We start from the raw sequence: 19,031 nt of genomic DNA on the forward strand, positions 1-19,031 counted from the left end.
CTGATGATCAGCACCCCACCCGAGTCCCAGGACAGCCCGCACGCTGACGCGGTAGGTGGACGTGCGCATTTCCTGCAGGTGTTTTTGTCCCAGCGTTCGCAGATGGAGGCCTTGGTGAACCGCCGTGTGGGATGTCGCGCCACGGCGGCCGACCTGGTGCAGGACCTGTTCCTGCGCTTCTGGCGCCGGCCATTGGTGCAGGTCGAAGAACTCAGCACCTACCTGTTGCGCTGCGCCGGCAATATTGCCATCGACCACCTGCGCAGCGAAAGCGCGCGGGTGCGCAGCAGCGAAGGCTGGCTGCCCGAGCAGCAGGACAATCAGGGTTGCGAGCCGCAGGCAGCGCTGGAAGCCGGCAATGATTTGCGCCACGTCGAAGCCGCCTTGCGCAGCTTGCCCGAACGCACGCGGCAGATTTTCCTGCTCAACCGCATTCACGGCCGCAAATACGCGGAGATCGCCAAGGCCATGGGCCTGTCCCAAAGTGCCGTGGAAAAACATATGATGCGTGCCCTCGAAGCCTGCAAAGCCAGCCTTCGCGAACCATCGCCCCCACGCACGCCAGGGAAAGCACCGTGAACGTCACCCCCACGCCCGCGCAGGAGCAGGCCGCACTGGCTTGGCTGAGCCTGTTGCATGACCAACCCAGCAGCGGCGACCAGGCCACGTTCAGCCACTGGCTGCGCGCCGATCCCGCGCACGTCGAGGCCTATGCACAGGCACAGGTGCTGTGGGAGTTGAGCGAAGTGCCGGCACGCAAACTGGCGGATGAAGAGGCCATGGCCTTGCAGGGTTATCTCAATGCGATGAACACCTCGAAGCGCTCACGGGTTGTGCGTTGGTCTGGCGCGTTGGCAATGGCCGCCTGTCTGGTGTTGATGGTGTCGATGGGCGCCGGTTGGCAGCCGTCGCGCTGGGTCGATGACTTCGGCGCCGACTACATGACGGCGCCGGGGGAGGTCAGAACCTTCACGCTGGCCGACAAGTCCCAAATCACCCTCGATGCCGACAGCGCCATTGCCGTGGATTTCAGCCAGGGTGAGCGGCATATCCAGTTGCGTCGCGGTGCCGGGTTTTTCAGCGTAACTCACACCGGGCAATCCTTTGTGGTGGAGGCGGGCAGCGGTGAAGCGCGGGTGTTGGGTACGCAGTTTGAAGTGCGCCTGCAACCGGAGGGGGCTGAGGTAACCGTGTTGTCCGGGCGCGTTGGCGTCATACCGTCCAAGCAGGGCCCGCAGCAAATTCTTACGGCAGGCCAGCAAGTGACCTACGCCGACGGTGTCGCCGACCCTCTGCATGCGGTCGACAGCGAATCACGCCTGGCTTGGCGTGACGGCTGGCTCAACTACTACAACGCGCCGCTGGCCGATGTGATCAATGACTTGGGGCGCTACTATCCTGGACGCATTCTGTTGCTCAACGAAGAGGCGGGCGCCAAACGGGTCAGCGGCAGCTTCCCGAGCAAAGACCCGCAGGCGGTGTTGAATGCGTTGCAGGCTGTGCTTGGCTTTGAGCAGCACACGGTATTGGGGCGGATGATCGTGGTGCGCTGATTACTTCAGCGCAGCCATGATCTTCTCGGGGCTGTAATCGCGGATCAGCGTGCCATTTACATCCACGAACGGAATCCCACCGCCACCCAACGCCTTATACGCCTTGCGCGCCTGGGGGTTTTTCTCGATATCAAACGCTTGGTACGCAATGCCCTTCTGGTCCAGGAACCGGCGGATCTGCTTGCAGTAACCACACCACTCGGTGGAATAGAGCACCACGCGCGCCGAGGCGCGGGTCTGCTCTGGTACCACCTGCGATGGGTTGAACACCCGCTCGATCTTGCCCCAGTTCTGGATCACCACCACGACCAGCAACACCAGCAGGACTTTCTTGAAAACCCCGCCGAGCATCAGTTACGGCGCTTGAGCTGGTCGGTCAGTTGGGTCGGCAAGCCCTTGATGATCAAGGTCCCGGCGGCTTCGTCGTACTCAATCTTGTCGCCCAGCAAGTGCGCTTCAAAGCTGATCGATAAGCCTTCGGCGCGGCCGGTGAAGCGACGGAACTGGTTGAGGGTGCGTTTGTCAGCCGGGATCTCTGGCGACAGGCCGTAGTCCTTGTTGCGGATATGGTCGTAGAACGCTTTTGGCCGATCTTCATCGATCAGCCCCGAGAGTTCCTCCAGGCCCATCGGCTCGCCGAGCTTGGCCTGGCTGCTGGCGTAATCCACCAGGGTCTTGGTTTTTTCGCGAGCGGATTCGTCCGGCAGGTCCTCGCTTTCGACGAAGTCGCTGAAGGCCTTGAGCAGCGTGCGGGTCTCGCCCGGGCCGTCGACGCCTTCCTGGCAGCCGATAAAGTCGCGGAAGTACTCCGAGACTTTCTTGCCGTTCTTGCCTTTGATAAAGGAAATGTATTGCTTGGACTGCTTGTTGTTCTGCCACTCGGAGACGTTGATGCGTGCCGCCAGGTGCAGTTGGCCGAGGTCCAGGTGACGAGAAGGGGTCACGTCCAGCTCATCATTCACCGCCACGCCTTCGCTGTGGTGCAGCAGGGCGATGGCCAGGTAGTCGGTCATGCCTTGTTGGTAGTGGGCAAACAGCACGTGACCACCGACGGAGAGGTTGGACTCTTCCATCAACTTCTGCAGGTGCTCGACGGCAGTGCGGCTGAACGTGGTGAAATCCTGGCCGCCGTCGAAATATTCCTTCAACCAGCCGCTGAACGGGTGCGCGCCGGACTCGGCATGGAAGAAGCCCCAGGCCTTGCCTTGTTTGGCGTTATAGCTCTCGTTAAGGTCGGCAAGCATGTTCTCGATGGCAGCGGATTCGGACAACTCCGAGTCACGGGCGTGAAGAACTGCAGGTGTGCCGTCGGGTTTTTTGTCGATCAGGTGGACGATGCAATGACGGATCGGCATAGGCTTCTCGGCTGGTTGAAGGGGAGCGGTGCGCCCTCCCCAAAAAGTCGCCCAGTGTACCGCACCCATTGGGCAAGACGTGCTTCGAAGGCGGTTATGCGTACCCTCCGACGGTTCCTATACCTTTTTTTCACGGTTTAGAGCGATAAAGCTGACCAAATGGGTAGGTAGAGGCGGATATTTCCCCGTCTCTGTGCTAGTTTTGCCCCGTCTTACGCCAAGTCTCGGCGATAAGCGTGCATTCAGCATCTGTCAGGTCGAACCAATCCCCGTTTCAAGCATCTATAACCCCGATCTCCGTGGTTATAGCCGGGGGTGCCAGGCCGTGACGGTCGGGCTCGACGGCTGACACTGCACTCTGCAATCCATATGAATTTGATAGGGAAGGAACACCACAATGGCTATTACTAAAGACCAACTGATCGCTGACCTGGCTGAAGCAGTAGACGCACCGAAGACCACCGTGCGCGCTCTGCTGGACCAACTGAGCCAGATCGTTGCTGATCAGCTGGAAAACGGCGGCGAAATCACTCTGCCAGGCGTTGGCAAACTGAAAGTGACCGAGCGTCCTGCCCGTACTGGCCGTAACCCTTCGACTGGCGCTGCCATCGAAATCGCTGCCAAGAAAGTTATCAAGCTGGTTGTGGCCAAAGGCCTGACCGACGCTGTTAACAAGTAAGACGCAGCAAAAAAACCGTGCTCCGGAGCGATCCGGGCACGGTTTTTTGTTGCCTGCGATTCTACTGTGATGAAGGGCTAGTCGCGTACCCAGCGCTGGCGCCAGATCTGCTGTTCGTTCTTGGTCTGGAAGGTCCAGGCCACAAAGCGGCTTTGCTTCTGCCCCTGAGACATTTCCACCACTTGGCTTTCCAGCACGCCGGCTTTTTTCAGCGCAGTCTCGATGGCGGGCAAGTTCGACGCTTTTGACACCAGAGTGCTGAACCACAACACCTTGTGGGCAAAGTGCGCGCTCTCGGCGATCAACTGGGTCACGAAGCGTGCTTCACCGCCTTCACACCACAACTCGGCCGATTGGCCGCCGAAGTTCAGCACCGGCAACTTGCGTTTCGGGTCAGCCTTGCCCAAGGCTCGCCACTTGCGTTCGCTGCCCTTGGTGGCTTCGTCCATGGACGCGTGGAATGGCGGGTTGCACATGGTCAGGTCAAAGCGCTCACCCGGTTCCAGCAAGCCCAGCAGGATCTGCTTAGGGTTAGCCTGCAGGCGCAACTGGATGACCTTGCTCAGGTCATTGGACTGCACGATGGCCTTTGCCGCGGCCACGGCGGTAGGGTCGACCTCCGAGCCCAGGAAGTTCCAGCGGTACTCCATGTAGCCAATCAACGGGTAGACGCAATTGGCGCCCATGCCGATGTCCAGCACCTTGACGATTGAACCACGCGGGATCTTGCCGTCGTTGACGCTGGCCAGCAGGTCGGCGAGGAAGTGTACGTAGTCTGCACGTCCCGGCACCGGTGGGCACAGGTAATCCGCCGGGATGTCCCAGTGCTGGATGCCATAAAAAGCCTTCAGCAGTGCCCGGTTGAACACCCGCACCGCATCCGGGCTGGCGAAGTCGATGCTTTCCTTGCCGTAGGGGTTGAGGATCACGAACTGCGCCAGTTCCGGCGTGGTTTTGATCAGCGCAGGGAAGTCGTAACGGCCCGTGTGACGGTTGCGCGGGTGCAGGGTGGCCTCTTTGCGCGGCACGACGGGCTTGGCCGTGACTGCGGTTTTAGGCTTCTTGCGCGGAGGTTTTGGCGTGCTGGGGGGGGTCATGATGATTCTGGTGTTGGCTCAAAGTGGTGGGCATTGTCACACATTCTTGAGGTGATCTCGGTCAAATGTGGGAGCTGGCTTGCCTGCGATGGTATCAACGCTCTCTTGCAGGTACACCGAGTTGCCTGCATCACAGGCAAGCCAGCTCCCACAAAAAGCAAAAAAAAGAGACCCGAAGGTCTCTTTTTTCACGCGGTTCACACCTTACAGGCTGGAAATCCGCGCATGTTGCTCCGCCAGCTTACCCAAGGCCTGTTCAGCCTCTGCCAGCTTGGCGCGTTCTTTTTCGATCACTTCAGCCGGCGCCTTGTCGACGAACGCCGCGTTGGACAGCTTGCCGCCCACCCGCTGCACTTCGCCTTGCAGGCGCAGGATTTCTTTGTCGAGGCGGGCCAGTTCAGCGCCCTTGTCGATCAGGCCAGCCATCGGCACCAGCACTTCCATGTCGCCCACCAGAGCGGTGGCGGACAGCGGTGCTTCTTCGCCCGCAGCCAATACAGTGATCGACTCCAGCTTCGCCAGCTTCTTGAGCAGTGCATCGTTCTCAGTAAGACGACGCTGATCCTCAGCGCTGGCGTTCTTCACAAACACTGCCAGTGGCTTGCCCGGCCCGATGTTCATCTCGGCACGGATGTTACGTGTGCCCATCATCAACGTCTTGAGCCATTCGATATCGCTTTCGGCCGCCTCATCGATACGCGCTTCGTTGGCCACCGGCCAAGGCTGCAGCATGATGGTCTTGCCTTCGATACCGGCCAGCGGCGCGAGGCGCTGCCAGATTTCTTCGGTGATGAACGGCATGAACGGATGCGCCAGGCGCAACGCCACTTCCAGCACGCGCACCAGGGTGCGACGGGTGCCGCGCTGGCGTTCGACAGGTGCGTTTTCGTCCCACAGCACGGGCTTGGACAGTTCCAGGTACCAGTCGCAATACTGGTTCCAGATGAACTCGTACAAGGCCTGTGCGGCGAGGTCGAAACGGAACTGGTCGAGTTGGCGGGTCACTTCGGTTTCGGTGCGTTGCAGTTGCGAAATGATCCAGCGGTCAGCCAGGGACAGTTCGACCTCTTCGCCGTTCTGGCCGCAGTCTTCGCCTTTGTCCAGCACGTAGCGCGCCGCGTTCCAGATCTTGTTGCAGAAGTTGCGATAGCCCTCGACACGGCCCATGTCGAACTTGATGTCGCGACCGGTAGACGCCAACGAGCAGAAGGTGAAGCGCAGGGCGTCGGTGCCGTAGCTGGCGATGCCGTCGGCGAACTCGTCGCGGGTCTGCTTCTCGATCTTCTTCGCCAGTTTCGGCTGCATCAGGCCCGAGGTGCGTTTCTGCACCAAGGTTTCCAGGTCGATGCCGTCGATGATGTCCAGCGGGTCCAGGACGTTGCCCTTGGACTTGGACATCTTCTGGCCCTGGCCATCACGCACCAGGCCGTGCACGTACACGGTTTTGAACGGTACTTGCGGCGTGCCGTCTTCGTTCTTCACCAAATGCATGGTCAGCATGATCATCCGGGCAACCCAGAAGAAAATGATGTCGAAACCGGTAACCAGCACGTCGGTGGAGTGGAATTTCTTCAGGAATTCGGTCTGCTGCGGCCAGCCCAGGGTGGAGAACGTCCACAGGCCCGAGCTGAACCAGGTATCCAGTACGTCGTTGTCTTGTTGCAGCGCAACGTCCGGGCCGAGGGTGTGCTTGGCACGCACTTCGGCTTCGTCGCGGCCTACGTAGACCTTGCCTGATTCGTCGTACCAGGCCGGAATGCGATGGCCCCACCACAGTTGACGGCTGATGCACCAATCCTGGATGTCACGCATCCACGAGAAGTACATGTTTTCGTACTGTTTCGGCACGAACTGGATTCGGCCATCTTCCACTGCGGCAATCGCAGGCTCGGCCAGCGGCTTGGTGGACACGTACCACTGGTCGGTCAGCCACGGTTCGATCACGGTGCCGGAACGGTCGCCCTTCGGCACTTTCAGGCCGTGGTCGTCAACGCTCACCAGCAAACCGACGGCGTCGAAGGCGGCAACGATCTGCTTGCGCGCTTCGAAGCGGTCGAGGCCGACGTATTCGGCCGGGATCTTGCCGTCGATGCTCTCGTTCAGCGTGCCGTCCAGGTTGAACACCTGGCAGGCCGGCAGTACGGCGGCATTCTTGTCGAAGATGTTCAGCAGCGCCAGGTTGTGACGCTTGCCGACTTCGTAGTCGTTGAAGTCGTGGGCTGGGGTGATTTTCACGCAGCCGGTGCCGAATTCAGGGTCGCAGTAGTCGTCCGCGATGATCGGGATGCGACGGCCAACCAAAGGCAGCTCGACGAACTTGCCGATCAGCGCCTGGTAGCGTTCATCGTTCGGGTTAACCGCTACGGCGGCGTCGCCGAGCATGGTTTCCGGACGGGTGGTGGCGACGATCAGGTAGTCATTGCCTTCAGCGGTCTTGGCGCCGTCGGCCAGTGGGTACTTGAGGTTCCACAGGAAGCCTTTCTCGTCGTGGTTTTCCACTTCGAGGTCGGAAATCGCCGTGTGCAACTTGGTGTCCCAGTTGACCAGGCGCTTGCCGCGGTAGATCAGGCCGTCTTCATGCAGGCGCACGAAGGCTTCTTTCACGGATTCCGACAGGCCATCGTCCATGGTGAAGCGCTCGCGGCTCCAGTCGACGGACGAGCCCAGGCGGCGGATCTGACGGCTGATGTTGCCGCCGGACTGGTCTTTCCATTCCCAGATCTTTTCCAGGAATTTCTCGCGACCCAGGTCGTGACGGCTCTGGCCGGTCGCTTCGAGTTGGCGTTCCACCAGCATCTGCGTGGCGATACCGGCGTGGTCGGTGCCTGGCTGCCACAGGGTATTGCGGCCCTGCATGCGGCGGAAACGGATTAACGCATCCATGATCGCATTGTTGAAGCCATGGCCCATGTGCAGGCTGCCAGTGACGTTCGGTGGCGGAATCATGATGGTGTACGAGTCGCCCGCACCTTGTGGGGCGAAATAGTTCTCGGACTCCCAGGTGTTGTACCAGGAAGTTTCGATAGCGTGGGGCTGATAGGTCTTATCCATGCGCGGCGGGACCCTAGTTGGCATTAATTCAGGAAAGCCGGCAAGTATAACGGGGGGGAGCAGTTGCAAGCTACAAGCTATGAGCTACAAGCTTGGGGGCAACTGCTCTTGCAGCTTGTAGCTAATTGCTTGTAGCTGCGGCGATCAGCCGCTCCATCCGTGCATCCAACCGACGCTTTATCTCGGTCTCGATATGCGGGGCAAAGTCGTCGATCACGTCTTGCATGATCAATTGCGCAGCGGCGCGCAGTTCTTTATCCAGGTGCAGCAGCAGGGCGTCGGGCCCTTTTTCGGCGGGAGCGGGTTCTGCTACTGCAGTGACTGCTACCGGGGCTGCGGGCTTATTACCGACCATGTCGAATAACAGCGGAATCTGGACCTCGCCATTGACCGTCTCGGTCAGCAGCGGCGGCTGCAAGTCATCATCACCCAGCAACTGGCGGATCGACTCAAGGTCGTCCAGCAGGTGGTCGTCTTTTTTTACAGAATTGGGAGTGTCCATCGTGTGCTCAAAGTCGTTGTAACCGGTGATCTTGCAGAGGATAGCCCTGTTCGCGGTAGAAACGGAAACTCTCCCGCGCGGCCTGACGAATAGCCGGATCTTCCACCACCACTTCCGCCACACGGGCGAACGCCTTGGCAAAGGGCGGTACTTTCAGGTCCAGGTTGACCAGCAGGTCCTGATGAGCGCCGCAGTTGTCGCCTAAGCCCAGCACCACCAAGCCTTCAGGTTCAGACTCGGCGGGGCCGTGGGGCACGAAGCTTTCGCCCTTGAAGCGCCATAGGCGGGCATCAAGCTCGTCACGCTGCGCAGCATCGCTGCAATGCAGGTAAATACGGTGGCCCAAGCGCCAGGCTTTTTCGGTGAGTTTGCAGGCAAAGTCCAGGCGCGCGAGCGGGTCGGCGCTGGGCAATATATAGAAGTCGACTTGGGTCATTGGGGTTCCTGAGACCGGGACGGCGTGATGGCCGTCCCGGAATCGTCAGTTTCAGGCCTTGGCGCGATCCAACAGGTATTGGGTCAGCAGTGGCACCGGACGGCCAGTGGCGCCCTTGTCCTTGCCGCCGCTGGTCCAGGCCGTGCCGGCGATGTCCAGGTGGGCCCAGTTGAAGTTTTTGGCAAAGCGCGACAGGAAGCAGGCAGCAGTGATGGTGCCGGCTTTCGGGCCGCCGATGTTGGCGATGTCGGCGAACGGGCTGTCCAGCTGTTCCTGGTACTCATCGAACAGCGGCAGTTGCCAGGCGCGGTCGTCGGCAGCCTTGCCGGCGCTGAGCAGTTGCTCGATCAGCTCGTCGTTGTTGCCCAGCAGGCCCGAGGTGTGGGAGCCCAGCGCGACGATGCAGGCGCCGGTCAGGGTGGCGATATCGATCACGGCCTGTGGCTTGAAGCGCTCGGCGTAGGTCAGGGCATCGCACAGCACCAGGCGGCCTTCGGCGTCGGTGTTGAGGATTTCGACGGTCTGGCCGCTCATGGTGGTCACGATATCGCCCGGGCGCGCCGCGCCGCCGCTTGGCATGTTCTCGGCGCAGGCCAGGATGCATACGAGGTTGATCGGCAGTTTGAGTTCCAGCACGGCACGCAGGGTACCGAACACGCTCGCGGCGCCGCCCATGTCGTACTTCATCTCGTCCATGCCTTGGCCCGGCTTGAGGCTGATGCCGCCGGTGTCGAAGGTGATGCCTTTGCCGACCAGGGCGTAAGGCTTCTCGGACTTCTTGCCGCCGTTGTATTGCATCACGATCAGGCGTGGCGGCTGGTCGCTGCCCTGGCCTACGGCATAGAACGAGCCCATGCCCAGTTCCTTGATCTTTTTCTCATCCAGCACTTCAACTTTCAGGCCCTTGAACTCTTTGCCCAGTGCCTTGGCTTGTTCGCCCAGGAAGGTCGGGTGGCAGATGTTCGGCGGCAGGTTACCCAGGTCGCGGGTGAACGACATGCCATTGGCGATAGCTGTCGCGTGGGTCACGGCGCGCTCGACTTCAGCCTGGGCCGCCTTGATGGTCAGCAGGGTGATTTTCTTCAGGGCACGCGGTTCGGCTTTCTGGCTCTTGAACTGGTCGAAGAAGTAACCGCCATCCACCAACGTTTCAGCCAGCAGGCGGGTCTTGCCGTAGCTGTCACGGCCTTTTACAATGATTTCATCGAGTGCCAGCGCTGCATCGCTGCCGCCCAGGCCCTTGAGGGTGGTGAGGATGGCGCTGATGATCTTGCGGAAAGGGCGGTCGCCGAGTTCGGCGTCCTTGCCCACGCCCACCAGCAATACACGCTCGGCTTTGAGGTTGGGCAGGCTCTGCAGCAGCAGGCTCTGGCCGACTTTGCCGGCCAGGTCGCCGCGCTTGAGCACTGCGCTGATAGCGCCGCCGCTGAGTTCGTCGAGTTGCTTGGCGGCAACGCCGAGTTTGCGGCCTTCGCCAATGGCGACCACGAGGGTGGCGGTTTTCAACGTTTCGGGGCTAACGCTTTTTACAACCAATTCCATTTTCGGGTCCCTTATAAAGGTCTATTAGCCAGGAGTCTGTACTCCGGCTTTAATACCCGGCAGCTGTGTAAACCGCCGGCGACAAAGGCCGCAGTTTGAACCTCGCCGGCGGAGCCTGACAACCCTTGCCGCCAGCTTTGTGCACGTGCATGAGGTTGCGCAGTGACAGGCGCGGTCAATCACAGGATAATGTGCCATCTTTTTAGCCGGCCCTGTGTAAAGGGGCTGACTCGGTATGCTTGCTTGTTTGGCCGCCTTAGCCTGACAACCCTGGAGTGTCTGGTTTGATCGTCTTCCGTTATCTGTCCCGCGAAGTCCTGTTGACCCTGAGTGCCGTGAGTGCGGTATTGCTGGTCATCATCATGAGTGGTCGTTTCGTCAAATACCTGGCCCAAGCCGCTTCGGGCGCCCTGGACCCAGGCTCGCTGTTCCTGATTATGGGCTTTCGCCTGCCGGGCTTCCTGCAACTGATCCTGCCGTTGGGCCTGTTCCTGGGGATCCTGCTGGCATACGGCCGCCTATACCTCGAAAGCGAAATGACCGTGCTCTCGGCCACAGGCATGAGCCAGCAGCGCCTGCTGGGCATGACCATGATCCCAGCCGCCGGCGTCGCGCTGATCGTCGCCTGGCTGAGCCTGAGCCTGGCTCCCCAGGGCGCCATGCAGTTCCAGTTGGTGCTGAACAAACAAGACGCGATGACCGAGTTCGATACCCTCGAGCCAGGCCGTTTTCAGGCGCTCAATGACGGCTCTCGGGTGACCTACACCGAAACCCTGACCGACGATCGCGCTAACCTGGGCGGGGTGTTCATCTCCGAGAAGCGCCTGGGCCAGGACAAGAAGGACCGTGGTATTTCCATATTGGTAGCCGATTCGGGGCGTCAGGAAGTGCGCCCGGACGGCAGCCGCTACCTGATCCTGGAAAACGGCTATCGCTATGACGGTAGCCCCGGCATGGCCGATTACCGTGCAATCCAGTACGACACCTATGGCGTGATGCTGGCGCGTCCGGATATCAGCGACGAAGTTACCGACCGTGACGCCATCCCGACCTCCGAGCTGTTCGGCAGCAAGGAACTGCGTTCCATCGCCGAACTGCAATGGCGCATCTCCCTGCCGTTGCTAGTGTTCATCGTGACCTTGATGGCCGTGCCGCTGTCGCGCGTCAACCCGCGCCAGGGGCGTTTTCTCAAGCTGCTGCCGGCGATCCTGCTGTACATGGCTTACCTGACCATCCTGATTTCCGCCCGCGGTTCCCTGGAAAAGGGCAGGCTGTCCCCGACCCTGGGCCTTTGGTGGGTGCACGGGATCTTCCTGGTGATTGGCCTGGGCCTGCTCTACTGGGAACCCATACGTTTGAAAATGATGAGCCGTCGTGGCCAGAAGGAGTTGGCTCGTGGCTAAGCTCGATCGCTACATCGGTAGCAGTGTACTGATCGCCATCCTGGCGGTATTGGGCATCATCCTGGGCCTGGCGTCGTTGTTCGCCTTCATCGATGAAGTGGGTAACGTCAGCGACACCTATACCGTGTGGGATGTGCTCAGCTTTGTCGCGCTGACCGCGCCGCGTCGTCTCTACGAGATGATGCCGATGGCAGCGCTGATTGGCTGTCTGATCGGCCTGGGTACCCTGGCCAGCAACAGCGAACTGACCATCATGCGCGCGGCCGGGGTTTCCATCGGTCGTATCGTCTGGGCGGTGATGAAGCCCATGTTGCTGCTGATGCTGTGCAGCGTGCTGATCGGTGAATACGTCGCGCCGCCGACTGAATCCACGGCCCAGGCTAATCGTGCCTTGGCTCAGGGGTCGGGCGATGCGCAAAGCTCCAAGCGCGGTCTGTGGCACCGCCAGGGTGATCAATTTATCCACATCAATGCCGTTCAACCGGGCGGCCTGTTGATTGGCGTGACCCGCTACAACTTTGACAAAGAACGCCATCTTCTGTCGTCAAGCTTCGCCAAACGTGCGCAGTACGGTGATGAAAAGTGGCAATTGAGCGATGTCACTACCACGTATTTCCGCGATATCGGCCAAGGTGCCAAGGCCAGCACCGAAGTGATCAACGTGCCAAGCGCAGAATGGGACATCGCCCTCAAGCCGCAATTGCTCAATACCGTGGTGATGACCCCGGAAAGCCTGCCGATCTCCGGGCTTTGGAGTTACATCCACTATCTGAAGGACCAGGGCCTGAACAACGGTCGTTACTGGCTGGCATTTTGGGTCAAGGTGTTGCAACCGGTGGTGACGGCTGCGCTGGTGCTGATGGCGATCTCGTTCATCTTTGGTCCGCTACGCTCCGTAACCCTGGGCCAGCGTGTGTTTACCGGCGTACTAGTGGGTTTCACATTCCGTATCGCCCAAGACCTGCTAGGCCCGTCGAGCCTGGTGTTCGGCTTCTCGCCGCTGTTTGCGGTGCTGGTGCCCACGGCCATCTGTGCCTTGGCTGGCTTCTGGCTACTGCGTCGAGCCGGTTGATACCACGCTTATGAACAAAAAATGCCCCGGTCCAGAGTTCGGGGCATTTTTGTTCTGGTCAGCAAAGATGACGCCTGGCCTGAGCATCAGGTACAATTCCCGGCTATTTTTCGGCGGGCAATCTGCCTGCAGCCTTTTTGAGTGTTGATCCGTGAGTGATTTGAGTCATATCCGCAATTTCTCCATCATCGCCCACATTGACCATGGTAAGTCGACGCTGGCCGATCGATTCATCCAGATGTGCGGCGGCCTTGCCGAGCGTGAAATGGAAGCCCAGGTGCTGGATTCCATGGACCTCGAACGCGAGCGCGGGATCACCATCAAGGCCCACAGTGTCACTCTGTACTACACCGCCAAAGACGGTATCAAGTACCAGCTGAACTTCATTGACACCCCGGGCCACGTCGACTTCACCTATGAAGTCAGCCGTTCCCTGGCGGCCTGCGAAGGCGCATTGCTGGTGGTGGACGCGGGTCAGGGCGTTGAAGCCCAGTCCGTAGCCAACTGCTACACCGCCATCGAGCAAGGCCTGGAAGTGATGCCGGTGCTGAACAAGATCGACTTGCCGCAAGCCGATCCGGACCGCGTCAAAGAAGAAATCGAAAAAATCATTGGCATTGACGCCACCGACGCCGTCGAGTGCAGCGCCAAGACCGGCCTGGGCGTCGACGAAGTGCTTGAGCGCCTGGTCAATACCATTCCTGCGCCAACCGGCAACTACGAAGATCCGCTGCAAGCGTTGATCATCGACTCCTGGTTCGACAACTACCTGGGCGTTGTCTCCCTGGTGCGCGTGCGCCACGGCCGTGTGAAGAAAGGCGACAAGATCCTGGTCAAATCCACCGGCAAGATCCACCTGGTGGACAGCGTCGGTGTGTTCAACCCGAAACACACTGCCACCGTCGACCTGAAAGCCGGTGAAGTGGGCTTCATCATCGCCGGTATCAAGGACATCCACGGTGCGCCGGTCGGTGACACCCTGACCTTGAGCTCCACCCCTGACGTCGATGTGCTACCGGGTTTCAAGCGCATCCAGCCGCAGGTCTACGCCGGCCTGTTCCCGGTCAGCTCCGACGACTTCGAAGACTTCCGCGAAGCCCTGCAAAAGCTGACCCTCAACGACTCGTCGTTGCAGTACACCCCGGAAAGCTCCGACGCCCTGGGCTTCGGCTTCCGCTGCGGCTTCCTCGGCATGCTGCACATGGAGATCATCCAGGAGCGCCTTGAGCGCGAATACGACCTGGACCTGATCACCACCGCGCCGACGGTTATTTTTGAGCTGGCGTTGAAAACCGGTGAAACGATTTACGTCGATAACCCGTCGAAGCTTCCAGACCTGTCTTCCATCGAAGACATGCGCGAACCAATCGTGCGCGCCAATATTCTTGTGCCACAGGAACACCTGGGCAACGTCATTACCCTGTGTATCGAAAAGCGTGGCGTACAGCACGACATGCTGTTCCTCGGTACCCAGGTGCAAGTGACCTATGATTTGCCGATGAACGAAGTGGTGCTGGACTTCTTCGACCGTCTCAAATCCACCAGCCGCGGCTATGCTTCGCTGGATTATCATTTCGACCGTTACCAGTCGGCTAATCTGGTGAAGCTGGATGTGTTGATCAACGGCGACAAGGTCGATGCCCTGGCACTGATCGTGCACAAGGACAATGCGCACTATAAAGGTCGCCAGTTGACCGAGAAGATGAAAGAACTGATTCCGCGCCAGATGTTCGACGTCGCGATCCAGGCCGCCATCGGCGGGCAGATCATTGCACGGACCTCCGTCAAGGCACTCAGAAAGAACGTACTGGCCAAATGCTACGGCGGTGACGTAAGCCGTAAGCGCAAGCTGCTTGAGAAGCAAAAGGCCGGTAAAAAACGCATGAAGCAAGTGGGCAACGTGGAAATTCCACAAGAAGCCTTCCTTGCGGTGCTCAGGTTGGATAGTTAGGTCCTATGTCACTAAATTTCCCGCTGTTGCTGGTCATCGCCGTTGCCGTTTGTGGCTTCCTGGCGTTGCTTGATCTGGTGTTCTTCGCCCCGCGTCGGCGGGCGGCTATCGCTTCGTATCAGGGCAGCGTCAGCCAGCCCGATGCCGTGGTGGTCGAGAAGCTGAACAAAGAGCCTTTGCTGGTTGAATACGGCAAGTCGTTCTTCCCGGTGTTGTTCATCGTGCTGGTGCTGCGTTCGTTCCTGGTGGAGCCGTTTCAGATCCCTTCGGGGTCGATGAAACCTACCCTGGACGTGGGCGACTTCATTCTGGTGAACAAGTTTGCCTACGGGATTCGCCTGCCGGTGATCGACAAGAAGGTCATCGAAATTGGTGACCCGCAGCGCGGCGATGTGATGGTGTTCCGCTACCCGAGCGACCCGAGCGTCAACTACATCAAGCGCGTGATCGGCCTGCCGGGCGATGTGATTCGCTACACGGGCGACAAGCGTCTGTTGATCAACGGTGAGTCGGTGGCCGAGAAGTTGCTCGGCTCCGAGCCAAGTTCCCTGGGCAGCGCCGAGCTGTACCAGGAAAAACTCGGCGCGGTAGAGCATGAGATCCGCAAGGAAATGTCGCGCTTCCGCCAGCCTGGCGGTGAGTGGAAAGTGCCTGCCGGGCACTACTTCATGATGGGCGACAACCGTGACAACTCCAATGACAGCCGCTATTGGAATGATCCCAACATTCCCAAGGACCTGCTGGGCATGGTTCCCGACCAGAATATAGTCGGTAAGGCCTTTGCGGTCTGGATGAGCTGGCCGGAACCCAAACTCAGCCACCTGCCGAATTTCTCGCGGGTCGGGCTGATCAAGTAATACAGGCGGCGCTGTGAACACAGCGCCGAATGCTTTTCTGGGGCTGGGACAATTATTTGCCCGGCCCCATGCAGCACCAACCAGGATTTGAATTTGAACACTGCGTCAATCGTCGATGGCCGCCGGTGCCACCAAACAGATATGGGTAAACCGTGAGCGTTTCTTTAAGTCGTCTCGAGCGCCAGCTCGGCTACACCTTCAAGGACCAGGAATTGATGGTCCTTGCCCTCACACACCGCAGCTTTGCTGGGCGCAACAACGAGCGCCTGGAATTCCTCGGTGATGCCATCCTTAACTTTGCCGCCGGTGAGGCGCTCTTCGAACGTTTCCCTCAAGCGCGCGAAGGCCAGCTGTCGCGCTTGCGTGCACGCCTTGTGAAAGGCGAGACCCTGGCCGTGCTGGCCCGTGGTTTCGGCCTGGGTGAATACCTGCGACTGGGCTCCGGTGAATTGAAAAGCGGTGGCTTCCGTCGCGAGTCGATCCTGGCAGATGCCCTGGAAGCGTTGATCGGTGCGATCTACCTCGATGCAGGTATGGAGACGGCCAAGGAGCGCGTGGTCGCCTGGCTGGCCTCGGAAATCGAAAGCCTGACGCTGGTCGACACCAACAAAGATCCCAAGACCCGCTTGCAGGAATACCTGCAGTCCCGTGGTTGCGAACTGCCACGTTACGAAGTGGTGGATATCCAGGGTGAGCCGCATTGCCGCGTGTTCTTCGTGGAATGTGAAATCACCTTACTGAATGAAAAAAGCCGAGGTCAGGGTGTGAGCCGTCGTATTGCCGAACAGGTAGCGGCCGCTGCAGCACTGATTGCCCTGGGCGTGGAGAATGGCCATGACTGATTCAACCGCAACACGCTGTGGCTATGTTGCCATCGTTGGCCGCCCCAACGTGGGCAAGTCCACGCTGCTCAACCACATCCTCGGCCAGAAGCTCGCGATCACCTCGCGCAAGCCGCAGACGACTCGCCACAACATGTTGGGCATCAAGACCGAAGGCAGCGTGCAAGCGGTCTACGTCGACACCCCGGGCATGCACAAAGGCGGCGAGAAAGCGCTTAACCGCTACATGAACAAAACCGCTTCGGCGGCGTTGAAAGACGTCGACGTTGTGATCTTCGTGGTCGACCGCACCAAGTGGACTGATGAAGACCAGATGGTTCTCGAGCGAGTGCAATACGTGACCGGCCCGTTGATCGTCGCGCTGAACAAGACCGACCGTATCGAAGACAAAGCCGAACTGATGCCGCACCTGAGCTGGCTGCAGGAACAACTGCCAAACGCCCAGATCATGCCGATCTCGGCCCAGCACGGGCATAACCTCGAAGCCCTGGAACGCGTGATAGCAGGCTACCTGCCGGAGAACGAGCACTTCTTCCCGGAAGACCAGATCACCGACCGCAGCAGCCGTTTCCTCGCCGCCGAACTGGTCCGCGAGAAAATCATGCGCCAGATGGGGGCCGAGCTGCCGTACCAGATCACCGTCGAAATCGAAGAGTTCAAGCAGCAGGGCAAGACCTTGCACATCCATGCGCTGATCTTGGTCGAGCGTGACGGCCAGAAGAAAATCATCATTGGCGACAAGGGCGAGCGCATCAAGCGCATCGGCACCGAAGCGCGCAAGGACATGGAATTGCTGTTCGATTCCAAGATCATGCTCAACCTGTGGGTGAAGGTTAAGGGTGGCTGGTCTGATGATGAGCGTGCGCTGCGTTCGTTGGGCTACGGCGACTTGTAACAAAGCCTGAGAACACCACCGGACAAAATGTGGGAGCGGGCTTGCTCGCGAAAGCGGTGGATCAGTCACTAATAAGTCGACTGACATAACGCATTCGCGAGCAAGCCCGCTCCACATTGGATAGTCGTAGTTTTCAAGGCCGTGCTCTGTCAGCGAGAACCTCATGTCCAAATCCCCGCCCCCCAGCCAACTCGCCTACGTCCTGCACAGCCGCGCCTACCGTGAGACCAGCGCCTTGGTGGACTTTCTCACGCCTCACGGTCGCCTGCGCGCGGTATTGCGCAGCGCGCGAGGCAAGGCGGGCACGCTGGCAAGGCCATTCGTGGCGCTGGACGTGGAATTTCGCGGCAAGGGCGAGTTGAAAAACGTTGGGCGGCTCGAGAGCGTCGGTACGTCGGCCTGGCTCAACGGTGATGCGTTGTTCAGCGGCCTCTACCTCAACGAACTGCTGATCCGCCTACTGCCCGCCGAAGACCCACACCCTGGCGTCTTCGATCACTACGCCGCCACCTTGCTCGCCCTCGCCGAAGGCCGCCCGCTGGAGCCGCTGCTGCGCGCCTTTGAATGGCGCCTGCTTGACGACCTGGGCTACGGCTTCGAACTCGCCAACGATCTGCACGGTGACCCCATCGCCGCCGACGGTATGTATCGTCTGCAAGTCGATGCCGGCCTTGAGCGCGTGTACCTGCTGCAACCTGGCCTGTTCCAGGGTACCGAGTTGCTGGCGATGAGCGAAGCCGATTGGAGCGCTCCGGGTGCTTTGTCCGCCGCCAAGCGCCTCATGCGCCAAGCGCTGGCCGTGCACCTGGGCGGGCGGCCGCTGGTCAGTCGCGAGTTGTTTCGAAAGCCCTGACAACCCCGTGTATGCTGTGCAGCGTTTCTTTCCCTATTCAGGAGCGCTTCCGTGACCACCAGCAATCGCATTCTTCTTGGCGTCAACATCGACCACGTCGCCACCCTGCGCCAGGCCCGGGGCACCCGTTACCCTGACCCGGTCAAGGCCGCGCTGGACGCCGAAGAAGCGGGCGCCGACGGCATCACCGTGCACCTGCGTGAAGACCGCCGCCACATCCAGGAGCGCGACGTGCTGGTGCTCAAGGACGTGCTGCAAACTCGCATGAACTTCGAGATGGGCGTCACCGAAGAAATGATGCAGTTCGCCGAGCGCATCCGCCCGGCGCACATCTGCCTGGTCCCGGAGACCCGTCAGGAACTGACCACCGAAGGCGGCCTCGACGTGGCGGGCCAGGAGGCAAGGATCAAGGCTGCGGTAGAGCGCTTGTCGAAGATCGGCAGTGAAGTGTCGCTGTTCATCGACGCCGACGAGCGCCAGATCGAAGCCTCGCGCCGTGTCGGTGCGCCGGCCATCGAGCTGCACACCGGCCGTTACGCCGACGCTACTACACCGACCGAAGTCGCCGACGAACTGCAACGCATCATTGACGGTGTGAACTGCGGCCTCAAGGAAGGCCTGATCGTCAACGCCGGCCACGGTCTGCACTACCATAACGTCGAGGCCGTGGCCGCGATCAAGGGCATCAATGAGCTGAACATCGGCCACGCACTGGTGGCGCACGCGCTGTTCGTCGGTTTCAAAGGCGCGGTAGCCGAGATGAAAGCGCTGATCCTGGTCGCCGCCAGGACTTAAGCCACAGCCTAAAGAACGCTGAATATCAAACGTGTGTGAGCGCCAGTGAATTCAGCCATGCGGCAATGCGAAGCCTTACTGTTTAGCCGTTGCAGGTGTATCGTATCTGCCCTTTGCAGGCCCTGGGCTTGCGGCAGATACGTGAGGT

19 protein-coding genes are annotated in these 19,031 nt (G+C 59.9%); 11 read left to right on the top strand and 8 right to left on the bottom strand.

The features are described from left to right. On the top strand, window positions 1-579 hold the full coding sequence (locus tag AACY52_RS17870; RefSeq protein ID WP_339417860.1) for an RNA polymerase sigma factor: 579 nt from the start codon (window positions 1-3) through the stop codon (window positions 577-579). Then, window positions 576-1,553, top strand: coding sequence for a FecR family protein (locus tag AACY52_RS17875; RefSeq protein WP_339560650.1), 978 nt, complete (start codon window positions 576-578; stop codon window positions 1,551-1,553). The genes AACY52_RS17870 and AACY52_RS17875 overlap by 4 nt, the downstream gene beginning before the upstream one ends. Here AACY52_RS17875 and AACY52_RS17880 read toward each other — a convergent pair whose 3' ends face one another. Both AACY52_RS17880 and yejK read right to left on the bottom strand, forming a co-directional pair. Continuing rightward, window positions 1,554-1,904: a glutaredoxin family protein gene (locus tag AACY52_RS17880; RefSeq protein ID WP_339417734.1), complete on the bottom strand. Its 351-nt coding sequence runs from the start codon at window positions 1,902-1,904 to the stop codon at window positions 1,554-1,556. Further along, on the bottom strand, window positions 1,904-2,908 hold the full coding sequence (gene yejK, locus AACY52_RS17885) for a nucleoid-associated protein YejK (RefSeq protein ID WP_049709838.1): 1,005 nt from the start codon (window positions 2,906-2,908) through the stop codon (window positions 1,904-1,906). Before yejK ends, AACY52_RS17880 begins: the two co-directional genes overlap by 1 nt. Before the next feature lie 397 nt (window positions 2,909-3,305). On the opposite strand from yejK, the gene AACY52_RS17890 reads away from it, so the two are divergent. Then, the gene (locus tag AACY52_RS17890; protein ID WP_003212743.1) at window positions 3,306-3,587 is read left to right on the top strand and encodes an HU family DNA-binding protein; all 282 of its coding nucleotides are present in this window, start codon (window positions 3,306-3,308) and stop codon (window positions 3,585-3,587) included. Window positions 3,588-3,664: 77 nt separating this feature from the next. Here AACY52_RS17890 and rlmF read toward each other — a convergent pair whose 3' ends face one another. The 6 genes from rlmF to AACY52_RS17920 form a co-directional block, all read right to left on the bottom strand. Next, window positions 3,665-4,684, bottom strand: coding sequence for a 23S rRNA (adenine(1618)-N(6))-methyltransferase RlmF (rlmF, locus tag AACY52_RS17895; protein WP_339417735.1), 1,020 nt, complete (start codon window positions 4,682-4,684; stop codon window positions 3,665-3,667). A gap of 36 nt (window positions 4,685-4,720) precedes the next feature. Beyond that, window positions 4,721-4,876, bottom strand: coding sequence for a hypothetical protein (locus AACY52_RS17900; RefSeq protein WP_339417737.1), 156 nt, complete (start codon window positions 4,874-4,876; stop codon window positions 4,721-4,723). A 12-nt stretch (window positions 4,877-4,888) separates the two neighbouring features. Continuing rightward, window positions 4,889-7,735 carry a valine--tRNA ligase gene (locus AACY52_RS17905; protein WP_339427129.1) on the bottom strand — a complete coding sequence of 949 codons (2,847 nt, stop codon included), beginning with the start codon at window positions 7,733-7,735 and terminating at the stop codon, window positions 4,889-4,891. Between the two features lie 121 nt (window positions 7,736-7,856). After that, entirely contained in the window at window positions 7,857-8,237 is a 381-nt protein-coding gene (locus AACY52_RS17910) for a DNA polymerase III subunit chi (RefSeq protein WP_339417741.1), read from the bottom strand. Window positions 8,238-8,244: 7 nt separating this feature from the next. After that, window positions 8,245-8,673, bottom strand: coding sequence for a DNA polymerase III subunit chi (locus AACY52_RS17915; protein ID WP_339417743.1), 429 nt, complete (start codon window positions 8,671-8,673; stop codon window positions 8,245-8,247). 51 nt (window positions 8,674-8,724) lie between these two features. Further along, window positions 8,725-10,215: a leucyl aminopeptidase gene (locus AACY52_RS17920; RefSeq protein WP_339560651.1), complete on the bottom strand. Its 1,491-nt coding sequence runs from the start codon at window positions 10,213-10,215 to the stop codon at window positions 8,725-8,727. 284 nt (window positions 10,216-10,499) lie between these two features. On the opposite strand from AACY52_RS17920, the gene lptF reads away from it, so the two are divergent. From lptF to pdxJ, 8 genes are all read left to right on the top strand, one after another. Beyond that, a complete protein-coding gene (gene lptF / locus AACY52_RS17925) occupies window positions 10,500-11,618 on the top strand; it encodes an LPS export ABC transporter permease LptF (protein WP_339417747.1) in 1,119 nt (372 codons plus the stop codon). Then, window positions 11,611-12,690: an LPS export ABC transporter permease LptG gene (gene lptG / locus AACY52_RS17930; protein ID WP_339560652.1), complete on the top strand. Its 1,080-nt coding sequence runs from the start codon at window positions 11,611-11,613 to the stop codon at window positions 12,688-12,690. The genes lptF and lptG overlap by 8 nt, the downstream gene beginning before the upstream one ends. Before the next feature lie 151 nt (window positions 12,691-12,841). Next, window positions 12,842-14,641: a translation elongation factor 4 gene (lepA, locus tag AACY52_RS17935; protein WP_339417750.1), complete on the top strand. Its 1,800-nt coding sequence runs from the start codon at window positions 12,842-12,844 to the stop codon at window positions 14,639-14,641. Between the two features lie 5 nt (window positions 14,642-14,646). Beyond that, entirely contained in the window at window positions 14,647-15,498 is an 852-nt protein-coding gene (gene lepB / locus AACY52_RS17940; RefSeq protein ID WP_339427128.1) for a signal peptidase I, read from the top strand. A 152-nt stretch (window positions 15,499-15,650) separates the two neighbouring features. Then, window positions 15,651-16,340, top strand: a complete 690-nt coding sequence (gene rnc / locus AACY52_RS17945) for a ribonuclease III (protein WP_017136295.1) — start codon at window positions 15,651-15,653, stop codon at window positions 16,338-16,340. After that, the gene (gene era / locus AACY52_RS17950) at window positions 16,333-17,235 is read left to right on the top strand and encodes a GTPase Era (RefSeq protein ID WP_027604661.1); all 903 of its coding nucleotides are present in this window, start codon (window positions 16,333-16,335) and stop codon (window positions 17,233-17,235) included. Before rnc ends, era begins: the two co-directional genes overlap by 8 nt. Before the next feature lie 163 nt (window positions 17,236-17,398). Further along, window positions 17,399-18,088: a DNA repair protein RecO gene (recO, locus tag AACY52_RS17955; protein ID WP_339560653.1), complete on the top strand. Its 690-nt coding sequence runs from the start codon at window positions 17,399-17,401 to the stop codon at window positions 18,086-18,088. Between the two features lie 51 nt (window positions 18,089-18,139). Beyond that, window positions 18,140-18,883 carry a pyridoxine 5'-phosphate synthase gene (gene pdxJ / locus AACY52_RS17960; RefSeq protein ID WP_339560654.1) on the top strand — a complete coding sequence of 248 codons (744 nt, stop codon included), beginning with the start codon at window positions 18,140-18,142 and terminating at the stop codon, window positions 18,881-18,883. The last annotated feature ends 148 nt before the right edge of the window (window positions 18,884-19,031 follow it).

It is taken from the genome of Pseudomonas sp. EA_65y_Pfl1_P113, assembly GCF_963970525.1.
Taxonomy (GTDB): Bacteria; Pseudomonadota; Gammaproteobacteria; order Pseudomonadales; family Pseudomonadaceae; genus Aquipseudomonas; species Aquipseudomonas tritici.

Coding starts and splice junctions, on each gene's coding strand:
- AACY52_RS17880 (WP_339417734.1), bottom strand. CDS start 1,904: ATGCTCGGCGGGGTTTTCAAGAAAGTCCTGCTGGTGTTGCTGGTCGTG.
- yejK (WP_049709838.1), bottom strand. CDS start 2,908: ATGCCGATCCGTCATTGCATCGTCCACCTGATCGACAAAAAACCCGAC.
- AACY52_RS17890 (WP_003212743.1), top strand. CDS start 3,306: ATGGCTATTACTAAAGACCAACTGATCGCTGACCTGGCTGAAGCAGTA.
- rlmF (WP_339417735.1), bottom strand. CDS start 4,684: ATGACCCCCCCCAGCACGCCAAAACCTCCGCGCAAGAAGCCTAAAACC.
- AACY52_RS17905 (WP_339427129.1), bottom strand. CDS start 7,735: ATGGATAAGACCTATCAGCCCCACGCTATCGAAACTTCCTGGTACAAC.
- AACY52_RS17910 (WP_339417741.1), bottom strand. CDS start 8,237: ATGGACACTCCCAATTCTGTAAAAAAAGACGACCACCTGCTGGACGAC.
- AACY52_RS17915 (WP_339417743.1), bottom strand. CDS start 8,673: ATGACCCAAGTCGACTTCTATATATTGCCCAGCGCCGACCCGCTCGCG.
- AACY52_RS17920 (WP_339560651.1), bottom strand. CDS start 10,215: ATGGAATTGGTTGTAAAAAGCGTTAGCCCCGAAACGTTGAAAACCGCC.
- lepB (WP_339427128.1), top strand. CDS start 14,647: ATGTCACTAAATTTCCCGCTGTTGCTGGTCATCGCCGTTGCCGTTTGT.
- era (WP_027604661.1), top strand. CDS start 16,333: ATGACTGATTCAACCGCAACACGCTGTGGCTATGTTGCCATCGTTGGC.
- recO (WP_339560653.1), top strand. CDS start 17,399: ATGTCCAAATCCCCGCCCCCCAGCCAACTCGCCTACGTCCTGCACAGC.